The following is a 17,030-nucleotide window of genomic DNA, read 5'->3' as shown; positions in this document are numbered from 1 at the left end:
TTATTAGGTTTTACCTAACTTAGATTGAGTAAGTATCTCAGCGATTTTAAAGCTTATAAACTAAACCTCTTCGGAGGTTTTTTTATTTATTTAACGTTTGTTCCGATGTTGATTGTTTAATTTTACTTCAAAAATCAAATGCTATGAAATTTAAGACTTTATTTCTGGTGACAATGCTATCCGGTTTGATGTACGGTTACGCGCAGTTGATGCCAATTGATTACAAGGATGGTGAACAAAAACTCAGCGGATTCGGGAGTAAACCTCAAAATGAACTCAAGGATAAACCGGGAGTACTTATTTTACCGGCTTGGATGGGCATAGACGAACATTCCAAAGAAAGTGCTTCCGAATTAGCCAAGTTGGGTTATTACACCTTTGTAGCCGATATTTACGGAGTGGACAATCGCCCGAAAAGTACCGCAGAAGCCGGCAAAAATGCCGGATTTTACAAAAAAAATTATGCCGATTACCAAAAACGTATTCAATTGGCTTTAGACCAGTTGGTAAAGCTTGGCGCGAATCCGGATAAAATTGTAGTAATGGGTTACTGCTTCGGCGGAACAGGTGCTTTGGAAGCTGCCAGAGGCAATTTAAGAGTGCAAGGTGCAGTTTCTTTCCACGGCGGTTTAGGGAAAGATGCTACCCGTGCAACTAATAAAATTAATCCCAAAGTTTTGGTGCTTCACGGTGCCGACGATCCGTATGTACCTAAAACCGAAGTCGATGCTTTTCAAGCCGAAATGAAAAGTTCGGGGGCCGATTGGCAAATGGTGTTCTACGCCAATGCCGTTCATGCCTTTACCCACAAAGATGCCGGAAGTGATAACAGCAAAGGCGCTGCTTACAATGAACTAGCCGATAAGCGCTCTTGGATTGCCTTTAAAGATTTCCTGAAAGAGGTTTTATAAACCAACTTTCTTCAATAACAAAGCCCAAAACAGTCCGCTGCTTTGGGCTTCATTATTATTATAAAATACAAAAGCCGACCTGGAGCGATCGACTTATGCGGTGAGGTGTAACTTCCTTTACGGAATCCTCGTGGCAAATATAGGTTTAAATTATGAATTACGAATTATAAATTAAGTTTTTTATGCCTAATTTATCCATTACGCCTCGAATCCTAATTCCTAAATCCTAAATCCAAATTCCTAAATCCAAATCACTCTTCTTTCTGTCCCATCATCATCAAATAGGCTTTCAAAAAGGCATCTAAGTTGCCATTCATTACGCCATCAACATCACTGGTTTCATATCCGGTGCGAACGTCTTTTACTAATTTATAAGGATGCATTACGTAATTGCGGATTTGAGAACCCCATTCGATTTTCATCTTCCCGGCTTCTATGTCGCTGCGCATTTCCTGACGCTTTTTCAACTCAATCTCGTACAACTGCGATTTCAACATTTGCATCGCCCGTTGACGGTTGTCCTGTTGAGAACGCGTTTCCGAACACTGAATCTGAATACCGGTTGGCTTATGAAACAACTGTACTTTGGTTTCTACCTTGTTTACGTTTTGTCCACCGGCGCCGCTCGAACGAGAAGTTATAATCTCTATGTCGGCCGGATTGATTTCAATTTCTATCGTATCATCGGCTAACGGATACACATAAACAGAAGCAAACGAAGTATGACGCTTGGCATTGCTGTCAAACGGAGAAATACGCACTAATCGATGCACACCGTTTTCGCCTTTTAGATAACCAAAAGCAAAATCGCCTTCAATTTCCAAAGTCACCGTTTTAATGCCGGCCACATCGCCTTCTTGAAAGTTCAGTTCTTTTACTTTGTAGCCTTGGTTCTCCGCCCACATCAGGTACATTCGCATCAACATCGAAGCCCAATCACAGCTTTCCGTACCACCGGCACCGGCCGTAATTTGCAAAACCGCACTCAAACTGTCACCTTCGTCCGAAAGCATGTTGCGGAATTCCAGATTCTCAATATGATTATTGGCCAATTCAAACTGATGGTCAAGTTCTTCCTCAGTCGCATCGCCTTCTTTAAAAAACTCGTAGGTAATTTGCAATTCCTCTGTTAAACTCTCAGCCTTGTTAAAGTCTTCCACCCATTTTTTCTTAGATCGCAGGTTCTTAACTATAATTTCGGCCTCTTTGGCGTTATTCCAAAAGTCGGGCGCAAAAGTTTTTTCTTCTTCGTTGGTAATTTCAATCAGCTTGGCATCAATGTCAAAGATACCTCCTCAACGCACCAAGGCGTTCTACAATACCTTTTATTTGTTCGGTATTTGTCATAAATAATGTAGTTTTGTGTTTTAAATTTTAGAAGCTGTTTCCCGCTATCCGTTGCAATCTTTTTATTGTTGTCACGCTCTGAGAATCCGAAGGGTTTTACCAAACAATAAAAAGGATTTCCACTACTATCGGGGCTAGGCTTTACTGCAAAAATAGACTATCTGACTTTCATATGGAAATAAATTTAATCAGCGATACTGTTACCAAACCCTCTCCCGAAATGTTGCAAGCCATGTTCAACGCCAAAGTAGGCGATGACGTGTTCAAACAAGATCCTACCGTAAACGCTTTTGAAAAGATGGTAGCCGATTTGTTTGGTATGGAAGCCGCTTTGTTTTTTCCCTCCGGGACTATGGCCAACCAAACCGCTATTAAATTAAATACCAATCCGGGTGACCAAATCATTTGCGATAAATGGTCGCACATCCATCTCTACGAAGCCGGTGGCGCATCATTCAATAGTGGCGTGAATTTCAATTTGCTCGACGGTCAGCGTGGTATGATTACTGCTGAACAAGTCGCCTCAGGGATTAATGATCCCGAATTCTATCACGCCCCTTTATCTAAAATGGTCAGTATAGAAAACACCACGAATAAAGGTGGTGGTGCTTGCTATGACATAGCCGAATTGCAAAAAATCAAGCAAGTTTGTGTTGATAATAATCTAAAATACCACTTAGATGGTGCGCGCTTGTGGAATGCTTTAGTAGCCAAAAAACAACACCCCAAACAATATGGTGTTTTGTTTGATACCATTTCGGTTTGTTTTTCCAAAGGATTGGGTGCGCCTATAGGCTCAGTCTTAGTATCTGATGCCGAAACCATGCACAAAGCCTTGCGCATCCGAAAGATATTTGGCGGGAATATGCGACAATCAGGCTATTTGGCGGCGGCCGGAATCTACGCTTTGCAAAACAACATCAAACGCTTGGAAGACGATCACCGCAGGGCTAAAGAGTTGGGTCAGCTGTTACAACAATTGCCATGGGTTGCCACTGTGGCTCCAACTGAAACCAATATTGTGATTTTTGAAGTCAAAAAACCGTTGACGGAGAAGCAAGTAATTGACACCTTAAAAGCTAAAGGCATTCTCATCAGCTCTATGGGACAAGGCAAATTACGCATGGTAACACACCTTGATTACAAACAAGTTTTACACGAATATGTGTTGGAAAATTTAGGTAAAGTGCAGTTCTAGGTAAAAAACTGTTTTCCTATAGAAATCAAGCCAATAAGCAAAATTAAAATCAGTGAAATCATTCTGAATTTTACTTGCGGAATGTAGGCTAACAATTGTTTACCCAAATAAGAACCCAACAAACCGATTACGAAAAGAAACGGAATATAAATCATGTCGTGTTGGTGAATAAAACCGTTTTTGTAATATACTACGGTTCGAGTTAAGTCAATCATCATATCAATGGCTGCCGACGTGGCAATGAAAACGCTTTTTTCCAAATTAAAGGCTGCCATTGTTAATCCTCTAATAGCACCGCCGGTTCCTAACAAACCGGCTGAAAATCCTGAAAATACACCACCTAATGTGGCATTTTTTTTATTAGGCGGAATGATTAAATCTTTTTTAATCAGGAAAATCAAACTCATGGCCACCAAGAAAATACCTAAAAGTATTTCCAGCCAATAGCCTTGTATGTATTTTGACAGTAAGCCACCAAGAATTACAAATAGGACAGAAGGCAAACCAATATAAAGCAATAGATTTTTGTCTAATCCTTCTCGGAACAAGACTATTTTACTCAGGTTACTCGCCAAGTGAAAAACGGCAGTCAATCCTAGAACCGAATGAAAATCGAAATAAAAATTACCTATCGGGACAAAAAAAACAGAAGAACCAAAGCCACCAACCGTACCAATAATTTCAGCCAATAAGGCCAATAGTAAAAAAGGGTAGCTGATGTTCATTCTTACTTAAATAAATCCATGCCCGGAATATTCGGCATGCCTTCTTTGGCTACAGCAGCTAATTCTGCTTCGTTAACGTTCGTAGCTTTTTCGATGGCTTTGTTTAAGACCAAAATCAGATAATCTTCCAATTGTTCTTTGTCTTCTAACAAACTTTCATCTATGGTAATCGAACGAATTTTTCGATTGGCGGTGATGGTTACTTGCAGTAAGTTGTCGTTGCTTTTTTCGTCAATCAATACCGAGTCTAAACGTTGTTTTGTAGCTTCAATTTTTTGTTGGGTCTCTTTGAGTTTGCCCATCATGTTCATCATGTCTCCAAACATAAATTATCATTTAAATTAAAGTGCTAAGGTAACAAATACTGTTAATTTCTAAGTGTATAACTTCCGAAGTTTTGTTAAAGTTATGCAGGCATAATACTTATTTTTGTTGATTATAATTAAACGATACTAATGCCAAACGCCATACAACCGCCTAAAGCGAAAATAATTCCCAAAATTCTGGAAAAGCACGGCCATTCGAGAACCGATAACTACTATTGGCTGAATGAAAGAGAAAATCCTGAGGTTATTGATTATTTGAATCAGGAAAACGAATATTACCAAAAATCGACTGCCCATACCAAAGATTTTCAAAACAATTTGTTCGAGGAGATGAAGGCGCGAATTAAGGAAGACGATGAATCGGTGCCTTATTTTTACAATGGTTACTACTACATCACCCGTTTCGAAAAAGGCAAAGATTACCCAATCCATTCCCGAAAAAAGGGCAGTTTGGAAGCGCCCGAAGAAATCATGTTTGATTGCAACGAAATGGCTAAAGGACATGCTTATTTTAACTTGTCCGGCTTAAGTGTTAGTGAGGACAATATTTGGGTTAGTTTCGGAGTTGATACAGTTTCCAGAAGGCAATACACCATACAAATCAAGAATTTGCAAACGGGAGAAATTCTGCCTGTTAAAATAGAAAACACCACCGGTGGTGCGACCTGGGCGAGTGACAATCAAACCCTATTTTACTCCAGAAAAGACGAACAAACCTTGCGTCCGGATAAAATTTACAAACACAAATTAGGCACGACAGCTGATAAAGATGTATTGGTTTTCTTTGAAAAGGATGAAACTTTTGATGTTTCGGTATACAAATCGAAATCGAAAAAATACATCATCATTAACTCCAATAGCACCATGACTACGGAATATCGCATGGTATTGTCGGCTACACCTGATGCGAAGTTTACGGTTTTTCAAAAGCGTACCCGAGGGTTGGAATATTCTATGTCGCATTTTGGAGACCATTTTTATATCGTTACCAATAAAGACAAGGCAACCAACTTTAAATTGATGAAAACGCCGGAAACGGCCACGACCAAAGATAAATGGATTGATGTGATTCCGCATCGAGAAGAAGTGTTATTGGAAGATATTGATATTTTCAAAGACTATTTAGTAGTTACTGAGCGATACAATGGTTTGAATCAAATTCGAATCATGCCGTGGAATGGGGAAGGCGACTATTATTTGCCTTTTGACAGTGAAACATTTACGGCTTACACCACTACCAATTTGGATTTTGATACCGAAATTCTTCGTTACAGTTTCCAATCTTTGACTACACCATCTTCGGTAATCGATTTTAACATGCGTACTAAAACCAAAACGGTTTTAAAAGAGCAAGAAGTTTTAGGAGGTAATTTTGACAAGCATAATTACGAAGAAAAACGTATTTGGGCTACTGCCAAAGACGGAACAAAAATCCCTATATCGATGGTATATCGCAAAGGAATGCAAAAAAACGGCAAGAACCCGACTTTGTTGTATGCCTACGGTTCGTATGGGGTTACTATGGATTGTTATTTTTCGACGGTTCGTTTGAGTTTATTAGACCGTGGTTTTATTTATGCCATTGCACACATCCGTGGTGGTGAAGATTTGGGGCGACCATGGTATGAAAACGGCAAACTCTTAAAAAAGAAAAATACTTTTACGGATTTTATCGATTGTTCCGAATTTTTGATTGAGCAACAATACACTTCAAACCAACATTTGTATGCCGAAGGCGGTTCTGCCGGTGGTCTTTTGATGGGAGCAGTGGTAAACATGGCACCATACTTGTATAACGGAGTGATAGCACAAGTTCCTTTTGTAGATGTGGTAACCACTATGCTGGACGATAGTATTCCGCTTACAACAGGAGAATACGATGAATGGGGCAACCCTAATGAAAAAAAATATTACGATTATATGCTTTCTTATTCGCCTTATGATAATGTAGTGGCTCAGGAATACCCTAATCTTTATGTGTCAACCGGTTTGCATGATTCTCAGGTGCAATATTGGGAACCGGCCAAATGGGTTGCTAAGCTTAGAGTAATGAAAACTAACAACAACCAATTGTACTTAGATACCAATATGGATGCGGGTCACGGAGGTGCTTCGGGAAGGTTTGAAGCCATTAAGGAAATTGCTAAAGAATACAGTTTTTTGTTAGATTTAGAAGGAATAAAAAAATAGTTTAAAATATTTTATTAAATTTGCAACGTTTGGGAGTCTGTAAAATTGGCTTCATAACTACGCCTTGACTAATTTATTTTATGAAAGAAGATATAAAAGCTCACGATAATGTGCTAAGTTTAATAGGGAACACACCTCTTATTAAACTTAACAGAATCACAGAATCTTTACCCGGAAATTTCTACGCTAAGGTTGAAGCTTTCAATCCGGGTCACTCCACTAAAGACAGAATTGCATTATATATTATTGAAGAGGCTGAAAGACAGGGAATTCTAACTCCGGGAGATACCATCATCGAAACTACATCGGGGAATACCGGTTTTAGTTTGGCTATGGTGAGCATCATTAAAGGGTATAATTGTATTTTAGCGGTTAGTTCAAAATCATCTAAAGATAAAATAGATATGCTCCGCAGTTTGGGCGCCAAAGTATACGTTTGTCCGGCTCACGTTTCTGCCGATGACGAGCGTTCTTATTACAATGTTGCCAAGCGTTTGCACGAAGAAACTAAAGGTTCGGTTTATATCAACCAGTATTTTAACCAACTGAACATTGATGCGCATTACAAATCTACCGGTCCTGAAATTTGGGAGCAAACCAACGGAAAGATTACCCACTTAGTAGCTTGTAGCGGAACAGGAGGAACTATCTCAGGGGCTGCCAAATTTTTGAAAGAAAAAAATCCTAACATCAGAATATTAGGTGTTGACGCATTTGGTTCTGTATTGAAGAAATACCACGAAACCAAAGAGTTTGATGCCAACGAAATTTACCCTTACCGCATTGAAGGCTTAGGAAAAAATTTAATCCCAACGGCTACCGATTTTGACTCTATTGATCATTTTATGAAAGTAACCGATGAGGAAAGCGCACACACTACACGTGAGATTGCCAAAAAAGAGGGATTGTTTGTAGGCTATACTTCGGGTGCTGTTATGCAAGCCATTAAGCAATATGCTGAAGAAGGTGAATTCAATGAAAAAAGTAATGTTATTGCTATTTTCCCGGATCACGGATCTCGTTATATGAGCAAAGTGTTCAGTGATGATTGGATGAATGAACAAGGTTTCTTTGACAGTATCAATGTGGAAGAAGCACAAAAAGTGGAATTTATCAAGTAGTATTAAGAATCAAGATATATAAAACGTCGAGTATTTGCTTGGCGTTTTTTTTTTTGCACAGATTAAAGGAAAGTTATAGTGAAGCAGATGGTTGAATTTAGCCCTTATTCTCCCTAAGTTTCGAGAGGCATTCTTTGTGTCTGACATGTTAAATCTGTTAGGTACAAAGATAGACCCAAAAGCGAAAAGATTGAGCTAAGTAAAAGCATGAAAGCTACTCCTATAAACAAAAAACGCCCGGCAAAAGCCAAGCGTTATTTTTAAATTTTGATATCTAATATTATTCCTTCATGGTGTGATAAACATTCATCACATCATCGTCTTCTTCTATTTTTTCCAAAAGTTTTTCAACGTCGGCCATTTGCTCTTCTGTCAATTCTTTGGTGATTTGCGGAATTCTTTCAAAGCCGGAAGATAAAATTTCTAAACCACGGTTTTCTAATTCTTTCTGTATGGCACCGAAGCTTTCGAAAGGCGCGTACATTACGATACCGTCTTCATCATCGGCAAAAATTTCTTCTACACCGAAATCAATCATTTCCAATTCTAATTCTTCCACGTCTTGACCCGCGGCCGGAATACGGAAATTGCAAGTATGGTCGAACATAAACTCAACCGAACCTTGTGTACCTAAAGTACCGTTGCACTTGTTGAAATAGCTGCGGATGTTGGCCACAGTTCTATTGTTATTATCAGTAGCGGTTTCGATTAGGATGGCTATTCCATGCGGTGCGTAACCTTCAAAAAGCACTTCTTTATAATTGGCAGTATCTTTATCTGTAGCTTTTTTAATAGCACGTTCTACGTTTTCTTTAGGCATATTAGCCGCCTTAGCATTTTGCATTACGGCTCTTAAGCGAGAGTTGGCATCAGGGTTTGGTCCGCCTTCTTTCACCGCCATAACGATGTCTTTTCCGATACGAGTAAATGCTTTGGCCATAGCTGCCCAACGCTTCATTTTTCTTCCTTTTCTAAATTCAAATGCTCTTCCCATTGCTGATAGAATTTGTTTTTATTTTGAGTGCAAAAATAAGGTAATAATCGATTAATGCAAATGATAGCGATTACAAATTATCCTATAGGAACATGAGAGGAAATAAAGTTATCTCCTGTGGTGTTCCACTGGTTGATGATGTTATTTTTTTCTTGGAAGTTGGTGTTGTTTATTTTGTTATAGTTATCAATTTCTTTATTAACCTGCTTCACCATATTGTTGTAATTGTCAATTTCTTCTTTAGTTCGGTCTTTATCCGATTTGGACTCTAGTGTTTTTTTAGCGGTTTCAAATTTTTCGTTAAACATCATAAATTCAACAATTTTCGGAACAAATTGTTGGCCTTGTTTTTTGTAGAATTCCAGCGCTTTTTTGGTTATCAATACCATCGAATTATCTGTGCCGAATGGTTTGATAGATTTGAGCTTTTCCAAACCTTCATCTGCATATTGTATTAATGTTGCCGCATTTTGTTGGATGCCGCCAATGTCATTTTTTTCGATGGCATTAGAAAGATACAAATCGGTTACATTGGCCTTAAAGAATATAAGGTAAAGTTCAGTGTGATAGGCAAAAACTTCGTTAGAGATTTTGATTTTTTTCCCTAACTCGCTGGTATTTTCCGAAAGGGTAATATTGTATTTAGAACAAAAATTCTTTTGCGCTAATTCGGCTTTTTCGTTTTCGGTATCAATTTTTTTGTTGACCAAATCACGCGTCATTATATAAGCTTCCATAGCATCATAAGATTGCTCGGCAACTTCTTGCATGTCGATAATTTTATCGTATTCCTCGTTGATATTTTTTTCAGAGATACTTAAGTATTCCAATATTTGGTTGCGGTACTCTGTATCACCTTTGTAACCGTCTTTTAGAGCAGCAATCTTTTTACTGGCAGTTTGGATGCTTTTAACTAATAATTTTCTGGTATTGTCTATGCGGCGTGCGCTTTTAGAATGTGCTACGGCTGAAGTGTATTTCCACATACTTCTGGAAATGTTCTCTTGTTCTTTCCCTATGTAATTTAAATAGTCAACCGGAGTCTTAAATTCTTGAGCATTTAAATTGACGCTGACAAAAAAGAGTAGAGTATAAAGCCATTGTTTTTTCATAATTTAAGGTTTAAGGTTAATGCTGTCGTACAATATATTCAAAGCTTCGGCTATGTGATAATTTTGTTTAATTTCTTTGCTTCTTTCGAGGTTGGTACTTTTAAGATACTCGTCAAATTTCTGATTTTCAAGGTCAACAGTATTTTGTATGATAACTATGTCTTGATCAATTTCTCCTGTGGTTTTAATGGTTTTCCAAAGCGAATTCATTTTATTAACATCTTCAAACACAGCAGAAAATTGTAAAGTAATCGGAGGCAAATCACCATCAAAAAGCGGATTAATTTTAGCATTAAGTTCGTTTACCTTTTTGGCATAATCATTATTTTGAATTCGTGCTTGACTCGATTGTATCAGTTTAGATTTTAGTTCGTCATTTGCCAATCGGTTGTATTTCAAACTAATGTTGAGCAATTCATTTTTTAAGGCAGTTTTATTACTGTCTTCACGCGGCATTTGTTTGTCGAACAAAAGCGGAATTTCCACATCCGGTGTTATACCTACATATTGATTGCTCTTTCCGGTGATGCGGTAAAATTTTTCGAGCGTTAGCTTTACAAATTCTTGATTTTGGTCATCAATTGGAATAATGCGTTGCATGGATGCTTTTCCTAAAGAACGATTCCCTACTATAATAGCTCTGTTGTAATCTTGCATGGCGTTAGCAAAGAATTCACTTGCCGAAGCTGAAAAGCCGTTAATCATAACAATCATTGGTCCGTTGTAAATGGTACCGCGATTTTGGTCTTTGAGTATTTCTCTTTTTTGTTTGCCATCGCTCATAACAGCTAACGGGCCAACATCAATAAAAAGACCACTCAATTTGACCGCTTCTTCCATAGAGCCGCCGCCGTTATTTTGAATATCAATGATGATACCACTAACACCATCATCCTCAAGCTTGTAAACTTCTTTAGCTACATCATTACTAACACTTGACTTACCGTTCTCAAAAGTGGCATAAAAACTCGGAATTCGGATGTATCCAAAATAGTCATTCCCTTTTTTAAGTTTGAAACTGTAAACATTGTTCTGATAGTCTTTCATGACTTTCTTATTTAACCGAACACTGTATATTTCCCCGCTTTTTTTTCTAAAAGTAAAATCAGCTGTAGTATATTCTTTGGATGTGATAATCTCCTCGATTTTTTTCATCGACGAACAAGCAATATGGTACTCGTTATTTTGATAAGTAACCTTTAATAATTGATCTCCTTTGTCTATTTTTTCACTAAAATAAGCTGAGCTGCCGGGAATGATTTCTTCCACCGTCATCTCATCTTTTTCAGACATCGACATGTAAAAACCGAATGTCATATTGTCGGAACTGACCGTAGCATAGAAGGATGATTTGTCGCTTTCCGAGAAATAATCGGTATGCGGATCAAAGTAAGAGCAAAAAGTACTGAAAAATAAATTGTAAAATTCTGTTTTGGTCAGCGCATAAGCTTCCGCTTTGCATTCAAACTTGTCAAAAATATTGGCCTTGCTTTCCATGGCTAATCGATCAAAATTTCGGACAAGAGAATCTTTGTTGGTACTTAACTCGGCAACCTCACGCAAAACATTAAATAAGAGTCGCTTTTTATAAAGATGTTGTAGTTCTTTTTCGTCTTTGGCATAAGGAAAAGCGTTGCGGGAAAATTGTACTTGCTCATTACTGCTCAAAGGAAAAGTTTCTTTTTTAATGTTTTCCAGAAGCCTTTTATAGCGGTTTGTAGTGTTGGTGTAAGCCAAATAAAAGTCGTCTAAAAAACCACAAGAATTATTATTCAAGTAATCGTCAATCTTGTATTGGTGTTTTTTTAATGCTTTAACTTCCGGTTCAATAAATAATCTGTTGTCTTCGTCAAGTCGATTTAAAAATGTTTTAAAAACATAAACCGATAAACTGTCGTCTATCGGTTTTGGCTTGTAGTGAAAATTCTGTATGAGCGAATTAATTTTTGAAAGTGTTTCACAAGGATTCTTTTCGGTTTGTCCCAAAAGAATACAAGGAAAAATTAAGGCTGCAATTAAGGATTTTATCACACTGTTATTTTTTGTAAAAAGGCATTTTTACCACTTTGGCCTTTACTTTATTGTTTCTGATTTGGATGAAGATTTCCGAGTCAACTGCGGCAAACTCCGTAGCCACATAACCCATGCCGATTCCTTTACCCAAGGATGGTGCCATGGTTCCGGAAGTTACAATACCAATATTGTTTCCGTTGGCATCCACAATTTCGTAATCGTGTCTCGGAATACCTCTTTCTATTAATTCAAAACCGATGAGTTTTCGAGTTACACCTGCTTCTTTTTGTTGTTTCAGATTTTCGGAATTGGTAAATTCTTTGGTGAATTTGGTAATCCAACCTAAACCGGCTTCAATAGGAGAAGTGGTATCATTAATGTCGTTACCATACAAGCAGAATCCCATTTCCAAACGAAGTGTATCGCGTGCTGCCAAGCCAATTGGTTTGATGTCGAAAGCGGCTCCGGCTTCAAAAACTTTGTGCCAAACTTGTTCTACTTCCGAGTTTTTACAATAAATTTCAAATCCGCCTGAACCGGTATAACCCGTAGCGGAAATGATAACATTATCAATACCTGCAAACGGACCGACTTCAAAATGGTAATATTTGATGGCTGCTAAGTCAACACTGGTTAACGATTGCATAGCTTCCACGGCTTTTGGCCCTTGAATGGCTAAAAGAGAATACTCATCAGACAAGTTGCGCATGTCAACCCCTAAATCGTTGTGTGATGCAATCCAGTTCCAATCTTTCTCTATATTAGAGGCATTGACAACCAATAAATATTGTTCTTCTTTCATGCGATAAACAATCAAGTCGTCAACAATACCACCATCGTTATTGGGTAAACACGAATATTGGGCACGCCCGATTTCTAATACAGAAGCATCGTTCGAAGTCACTTTTTGGATTAGTGCCAAGGCATTTTCTCCTGTGAGTAAAAATTCTCCCATATGAGAAACGTCAAAAACACCGACACCGTTTCTTACGGTTTCATGTTCGGCATTCACACCTTCATATTGCACCGGCATATTGTATCCGGCAAACGGTACCATTTTAGCACCTAATTTTTCATGAACGTGTGTTAAAGCTGTATTTTTCATTATAATTTAAATTGTGTTGTTGTTTGTTTTAAATTTTGAAATTGAGATTGCCATTGAAATGGTAAACTATTTTCTAACGAATGGCGGCAAAAGTTTAGTGCTGACTTCACCAAAACCGATTCGAACCGAACTGTTTTGACAATGTCCTTTGATGATTACCGTATCGTTGTCATTAATAAATTTACGCTCAGTGCCGTCGCTCATGATTAATGGATTTTTTCCACCCCAAGTCAGCTCTAACATCGAGCCGAAACTGTCAGGAGTTGGCCCTGAAATGGTGCCCGAACCCATCATGTCACCTGAATTTACACGACAACCGTTGGAAGTATGATGCGCTAATTGTTGTGACATCGACCAATACATGTATTTGAAATTGGATTTTGAAACCAAAGTCGGTACTGCATTTTCAGGCTCTATGTAAACTTCTAAGTTGATGTCAAAAGCGTTCTTTCCCTTTTGCTGTAAATAGGGCAGTGGTGTTGGTTCCTGTACCGGGCCTTTGCAACGAAATGGCTCCAAGGCATCCATAGTAACAATCCACGGAGAGATAGAGGAAGCAAAGTTTTTGGCTAAGAATGGTCCAAGTGGCACATATTCCCATTTTTGGATGTCGCGTGCACTCCAATCATTGAGTAAAACCATCCCAAAAATGTAATCCTCAGCTTCATTAACCGGAATATTTTCTCCCATAATGTTGGCATCGGTGGTGATGAAAGCCGTTTCCAATTCAAAATCGACTAAGCGAGACGGACCGAAAACCGGAGTTGTTTCGCCATTAGGTAAAGTTTGTCCCATAGGTCTGTGAACCGGAATTCCTGAGGGAATTATAGTGGAACTTCTGCCATGGTAACCCACCGGAATATGAAGCCAGTTAGGTAACAAAGCATTGTCCGGATCGCGGAACATTTTACCTACATTGGTGGCGTGTTCTTTACTCGAGTAAAAATCAGTGTAATCGCCAATCAATACAGGAAGTTGCATTTCAACTTCGTCCATGGTAAAGATTACAATCTCTCGGTGTTCAGGATTGTCTCTCAGTTTAGGATTGTTGCTATCAAAAATATCACCTATACGATTTCGCACCAAACGCCAAGTTTTTTTACCATCGGAAATAAAATCATTCAAGGTGTCTTGCATGAACATATCGTCGGTTAAATCAATGCCTTCGAAATAATTCAATTGTTGTAAAGCGCCTAAGTCGATGGCATAATCTCCGATTCTGGTCCCAATGGTAATCACGTCATCTTTGGTGAGAAAAACTCCGAAAGGGATATTTTGAATAGGGAAGTCGCTGTTTTCAGGAACGTTAAGCCATGATTTTCGATTAGGATTATTTGTTGTATTGGGCATGATGCTGTTGATTTAGTTGTTGAAAAATTAGCAATCAAATATATCATTAACTATTAATTTAACAAACGATTTTCGTAATTTTGACCTCAATTTAACGAAATATATTCAAATGCAACGCGACGAACAAATTTTTGACTTAATCCTTGAAGAACAAGACAGACAAATTCAAGGAATCGAACTCATTGCTTCTGAGAACTTTGTGAGTGATCAAGTAATGGAAGCTGCCGGTTCTGTACTAACTAATAAATATGCTGAAGGCTACCCCGGAAAAAGATATTATGGCGGATGTGAAGTAGTAGATGTTATTGAGCAAATTGCCATCGACAGAGCCAAAGCCTTGTTTGGTGCCGAATATGTAAATGTACAACCGCATTCCGGTTCACAAGCCAATACTGCTGTTTTTGCCGCTTGTTTGAAACCCGGTGATAAAATTTTAGGGTTCGATTTATCACACGGCGGTCACTTAACACATGGTTCACCGGTAAATTTCTCCGGTAAATTATATAATCCGGTGTTTTATGGTGTTGAAAAAGAAACTGGCGTGTTGAACTACGACAAGATTCAGGAAATTGCCACTAAAGAACAACCTAAAATGATTATAGCCGGTGCTTCGGCGTATTCCCGTGACATGGATTTTAAACGTTTCCGAGAAATCGCGGATAGCGTTGGCGCTCTGTTATTGGCCGATATTTCGCATCCTGCCGGTTTAATCGCTAAAGGTTTGATGAACGACCCTATTCCGCATTGTCATATAGTAACGACTACTACGCACAAAACCTTACGCGGACCAAGAGGCGGAATGATTATGATGGGGAAAGATTTCGAAAATCCATGGGGATTAACTACGCCAAAAGGAGAAATCAGAATGATGTCGCATGTTTTGGATATGTCGGTTTTCCCGGGTAACCAAGGCGGACCGTTAGAGCATATTATTGCCGCTAAAGCAGTTGCTTTTGGAGAAGCTTTATCAGACGAGTTCTTTACTTACGCTTTACAAGTACAAAAAAATGCCAAAGCCATGGCGGAGGCTTTTGTAAAAAGAGGTTATAATCTAATATCAGGTGGAACGGATAATCACATGATGTTAATCGATTTGAGAAATAAAAACATCACCGGTAAAGACGCTGAAATTGCTTTAGGAAAAGCAGAAATCACGGTAAACAAAAATATGGTGCCTTTTGACGACAAATCACCTTTTGTAACATCAGGTATTCGTGTTGGAACTCCGGCCATTACTACACGCGGTTTGGTAGAAAGCGATATGGAAACTATAGTGGATTTGATTGACCGAGTGATAAGCAATGCTACTAACGATGAAATGTTAGAAAACATTGCCGATGAAGTCAATGAAATGATGAGCGAAAGAGCAATTTTTGTTTACTAAACACATATCAACAATCAATAGTCTAAACCTTCAAGAGCAATTTTGAAGGTTTTTTTAAGTTACCGTTATGTCAGTACTCAAATTAAAACTGCCAACCGACCCCAGATGGGTTAATATAGTAGAAACCAACATTGGCGAAATTCTAAGCGACCATGCGTGGTGTGAGCAAAAAGCAGCCACAAATGCTATCAATCTTATCATCAATAATTCTGAAAAGGAAGATTTGGTTACGGCCATGTTGGCCATCTCCATAGAAGAAATGGAGCATTTTAAAATGGTTCATGATATTATCAAAAAACGAGGCTTAGTATTGGAGCGTGAACGCAAAGACGATTATGTTAACGAATTGGCCAAGTATATGAAACAATCTTCAGATGGTAGTCGAGAAAGTGGTTTAATAGAACGCTTACTATTTGCCGCCATGATTGAAGCCCGAAGTTGTGAACGTTTCAAGGTGTTATCTGAAAATATCAACGATGTAGAATTGGCAAAGTTTTACCGCGACTTGATGGAAAGTGAAGCTTCGCATTACACTACTTTTATAGGTTTTGCCAGAAAGTATTCAGAAACCATCAATGTTGACAAGCGTTGGCAGGAATGGTTGGATTTTGAAGCCAAAGTGATTGCCAATTACGGGACCAAAGAAACGGTACACGGCTAATCCTTAACCACAATATCATATTTTTCCAATAATCCTTTCAAGCCATCCGTACTAAAGATGGCTTTTTTGATTTTGTTTTTTTCCGGATCAAAAGCATAATCATAGCTGGTTGAAAAATCGGCTTTGTTGGCTATAGTGTCAATAAATACAGCCCTTCTCAAATTGCAGTTGTCAAATAAGACTTCTGTCAAATCACAGCCCATAAAATCTACCGCTATCAAACTACAGTTGATGAACTGCATTTTGCGGAGCTTTAAAGCGTAAAATTTTGAATAATCCAACAGACAATCTTTAAAGTGAAATTCATAAATCACTTGGTCTGTCATGGCAAAATTGACATTGGTGAAATTACATTTGTTAAACCAAACGCCTCGCAAGGAAACATAGTTGATTTTAGCTTCTTTAAAATTGCATTCAAAAAAGGTACAATCCACAAAAGAAATGGTCTTGAAAGTGCAATTGGTAAAATCACAATGTCTGAATGTACAATTTTCAAATTCTTTGTATTGGGTATTGTCGTCGTCAGAAATGTCAAATTGGAATTCCTGATCCAATATATAATCTGAAGCCATAGCGAAATTTTTAGCGGTAAA

General features: G+C 38.3%; 15 protein-coding genes. 6 read left to right on the top strand and 9 right to left on the bottom strand.

Annotated features, from left to right (window positions below; all coding sequences use genetic code 11):
- Window positions 1-143 precede the first annotated feature (143 nt).
- Window positions 144-911: a dienelactone hydrolase family protein gene (locus ACJG85_RS10155; RefSeq protein WP_412476347.1), complete on the top strand. Its 768-nt coding sequence runs from the start codon at window positions 144-146 to the stop codon at window positions 909-911.
- 251 nt (window positions 912-1,162) lie between these two features.
- Here ACJG85_RS10155 and prfB read toward each other — a convergent pair.
- A protein-coding gene (gene prfB / locus ACJG85_RS10150; RefSeq protein WP_412476346.1) for a peptide chain release factor 2 occupies window positions 1,163-2,258 on the bottom strand; the annotation gives its coding sequence in 2 pieces (ribosomal slippage) (window positions 1,163-2,194 and window positions 2,196-2,258; 1,095 coding nt in all).
- Window positions 2,259-2,430: 172 nt separating this feature from the next.
- Between prfB and ACJG85_RS10145 the strand changes: the two genes are divergently transcribed.
- Window positions 2,431-3,456: a threonine aldolase family protein gene (locus ACJG85_RS10145; protein ID WP_412476345.1), complete on the top strand. Its 1,026-nt coding sequence runs from the start codon at window positions 2,431-2,433 to the stop codon at window positions 3,454-3,456.
- On the opposite strand, the gene ACJG85_RS10140 is transcribed toward ACJG85_RS10145, so the two are convergent.
- Both ACJG85_RS10140 and ACJG85_RS10135 read right to left on the bottom strand, forming a co-directional pair.
- Entirely contained in the window at window positions 3,453-4,181 is a 729-nt protein-coding gene (locus ACJG85_RS10140; protein WP_412463982.1) for a sulfite exporter TauE/SafE family protein, read from the bottom strand. The genes ACJG85_RS10145 and ACJG85_RS10140 overlap by 4 nt on opposite strands.
- Window positions 4,182-4,183: 2 nt before the next feature.
- A complete protein-coding gene (locus ACJG85_RS10135; protein ID WP_409679937.1) occupies window positions 4,184-4,507 on the bottom strand; it encodes a YbaB/EbfC family nucleoid-associated protein in 324 nt (107 codons plus the stop codon).
- A gap of 129 nt (window positions 4,508-4,636) precedes the next feature.
- On the opposite strand from ACJG85_RS10135, the gene ACJG85_RS10130 reads away from it, so the two are divergent.
- Together ACJG85_RS10130 and ACJG85_RS10125 are read left to right on the top strand one after the other, a co-directional pair.
- Complete coding sequence (locus ACJG85_RS10130) at window positions 4,637-6,697, top strand: S9 family peptidase (protein ID WP_412476344.1); 2,061 nt, start codon at window positions 4,637-4,639, stop codon at window positions 6,695-6,697.
- 80 nt (window positions 6,698-6,777) lie between these two features.
- Window positions 6,778-7,818: a PLP-dependent cysteine synthase family protein gene (locus tag ACJG85_RS10125; protein WP_412476343.1), complete on the top strand. Its 1,041-nt coding sequence runs from the start codon at window positions 6,778-6,780 to the stop codon at window positions 7,816-7,818.
- Between the two features lie 280 nt (window positions 7,819-8,098).
- Here the strand turns inward: ACJG85_RS10125 and ACJG85_RS10120 are convergent, their stop codons facing one another.
- The 5 genes from ACJG85_RS10120 to fahA form a co-directional block, all read right to left on the bottom strand.
- Entirely contained in the window at window positions 8,099-8,812 is a 714-nt protein-coding gene (locus ACJG85_RS10120) for a YebC/PmpR family DNA-binding transcriptional regulator (protein WP_409679946.1), read from the bottom strand.
- A gap of 77 nt (window positions 8,813-8,889) precedes the next feature.
- Entirely contained in the window at window positions 8,890-9,924 is a 1,035-nt protein-coding gene (locus tag ACJG85_RS10115) for an LIC11966 family surface protein (RefSeq protein ID WP_412476342.1), read from the bottom strand.
- Window positions 9,925-9,927: 3 nt separating this feature from the next.
- Complete coding sequence (locus tag ACJG85_RS10110; protein WP_412476341.1) at window positions 9,928-11,955, bottom strand: S41 family peptidase; 2,028 nt, start codon at window positions 11,953-11,955, stop codon at window positions 9,928-9,930.
- Window positions 11,956-11,959: 4 nt separating this feature from the next.
- Window positions 11,960-13,042, bottom strand: a complete 1,083-nt coding sequence (gene gcvT, locus ACJG85_RS10105; protein WP_412476340.1) for a glycine cleavage system aminomethyltransferase GcvT — start codon at window positions 13,040-13,042, stop codon at window positions 11,960-11,962.
- 66 nt (window positions 13,043-13,108) lie between these two features.
- Window positions 13,109-14,392, bottom strand: a complete 1,284-nt coding sequence (gene fahA / locus ACJG85_RS10100) for a fumarylacetoacetase (protein ID WP_412476339.1) — start codon at window positions 14,390-14,392, stop codon at window positions 13,109-13,111.
- A 109-nt stretch (window positions 14,393-14,501) separates the two neighbouring features.
- Here fahA and glyA point away from each other — a divergent pair, with 109 nt between their 5' ends.
- Both glyA and ACJG85_RS10090 read left to right on the top strand, forming a co-directional pair.
- Window positions 14,502-15,776: a serine hydroxymethyltransferase gene (glyA, locus tag ACJG85_RS10095; RefSeq protein WP_409679960.1), complete on the top strand. Its 1,275-nt coding sequence runs from the start codon at window positions 14,502-14,504 to the stop codon at window positions 15,774-15,776.
- Between the two features lie 67 nt (window positions 15,777-15,843).
- A complete protein-coding gene (locus ACJG85_RS10090; protein WP_409679962.1) occupies window positions 15,844-16,437 on the top strand; it encodes a tRNA-(ms[2]io[6]A)-hydroxylase in 594 nt (197 codons plus the stop codon).
- Here ACJG85_RS10090 and ACJG85_RS10085 read toward each other — a convergent pair.
- A complete protein-coding gene (locus ACJG85_RS10085; RefSeq protein WP_412476338.1) occupies window positions 16,434-17,009 on the bottom strand; it encodes a pentapeptide repeat-containing protein in 576 nt (191 codons plus the stop codon). The two genes, ACJG85_RS10090 and ACJG85_RS10085, sit on opposite strands and share 4 nt — an antisense overlap.
- Window positions 17,010-17,030 lie beyond the last annotated feature (21 nt).

This window comes from Flavobacterium mekongense, from assembly GCF_047038255.1.
Taxonomy (GTDB): Bacteria; Bacteroidota; Bacteroidia; order Flavobacteriales; family Flavobacteriaceae; genus Flavobacterium; species Flavobacterium mekongense.
The sequence above is the reverse complement of the archived record's forward strand: the minus strand, read 5'-3'. Positions and strand labels throughout refer to the sequence as shown.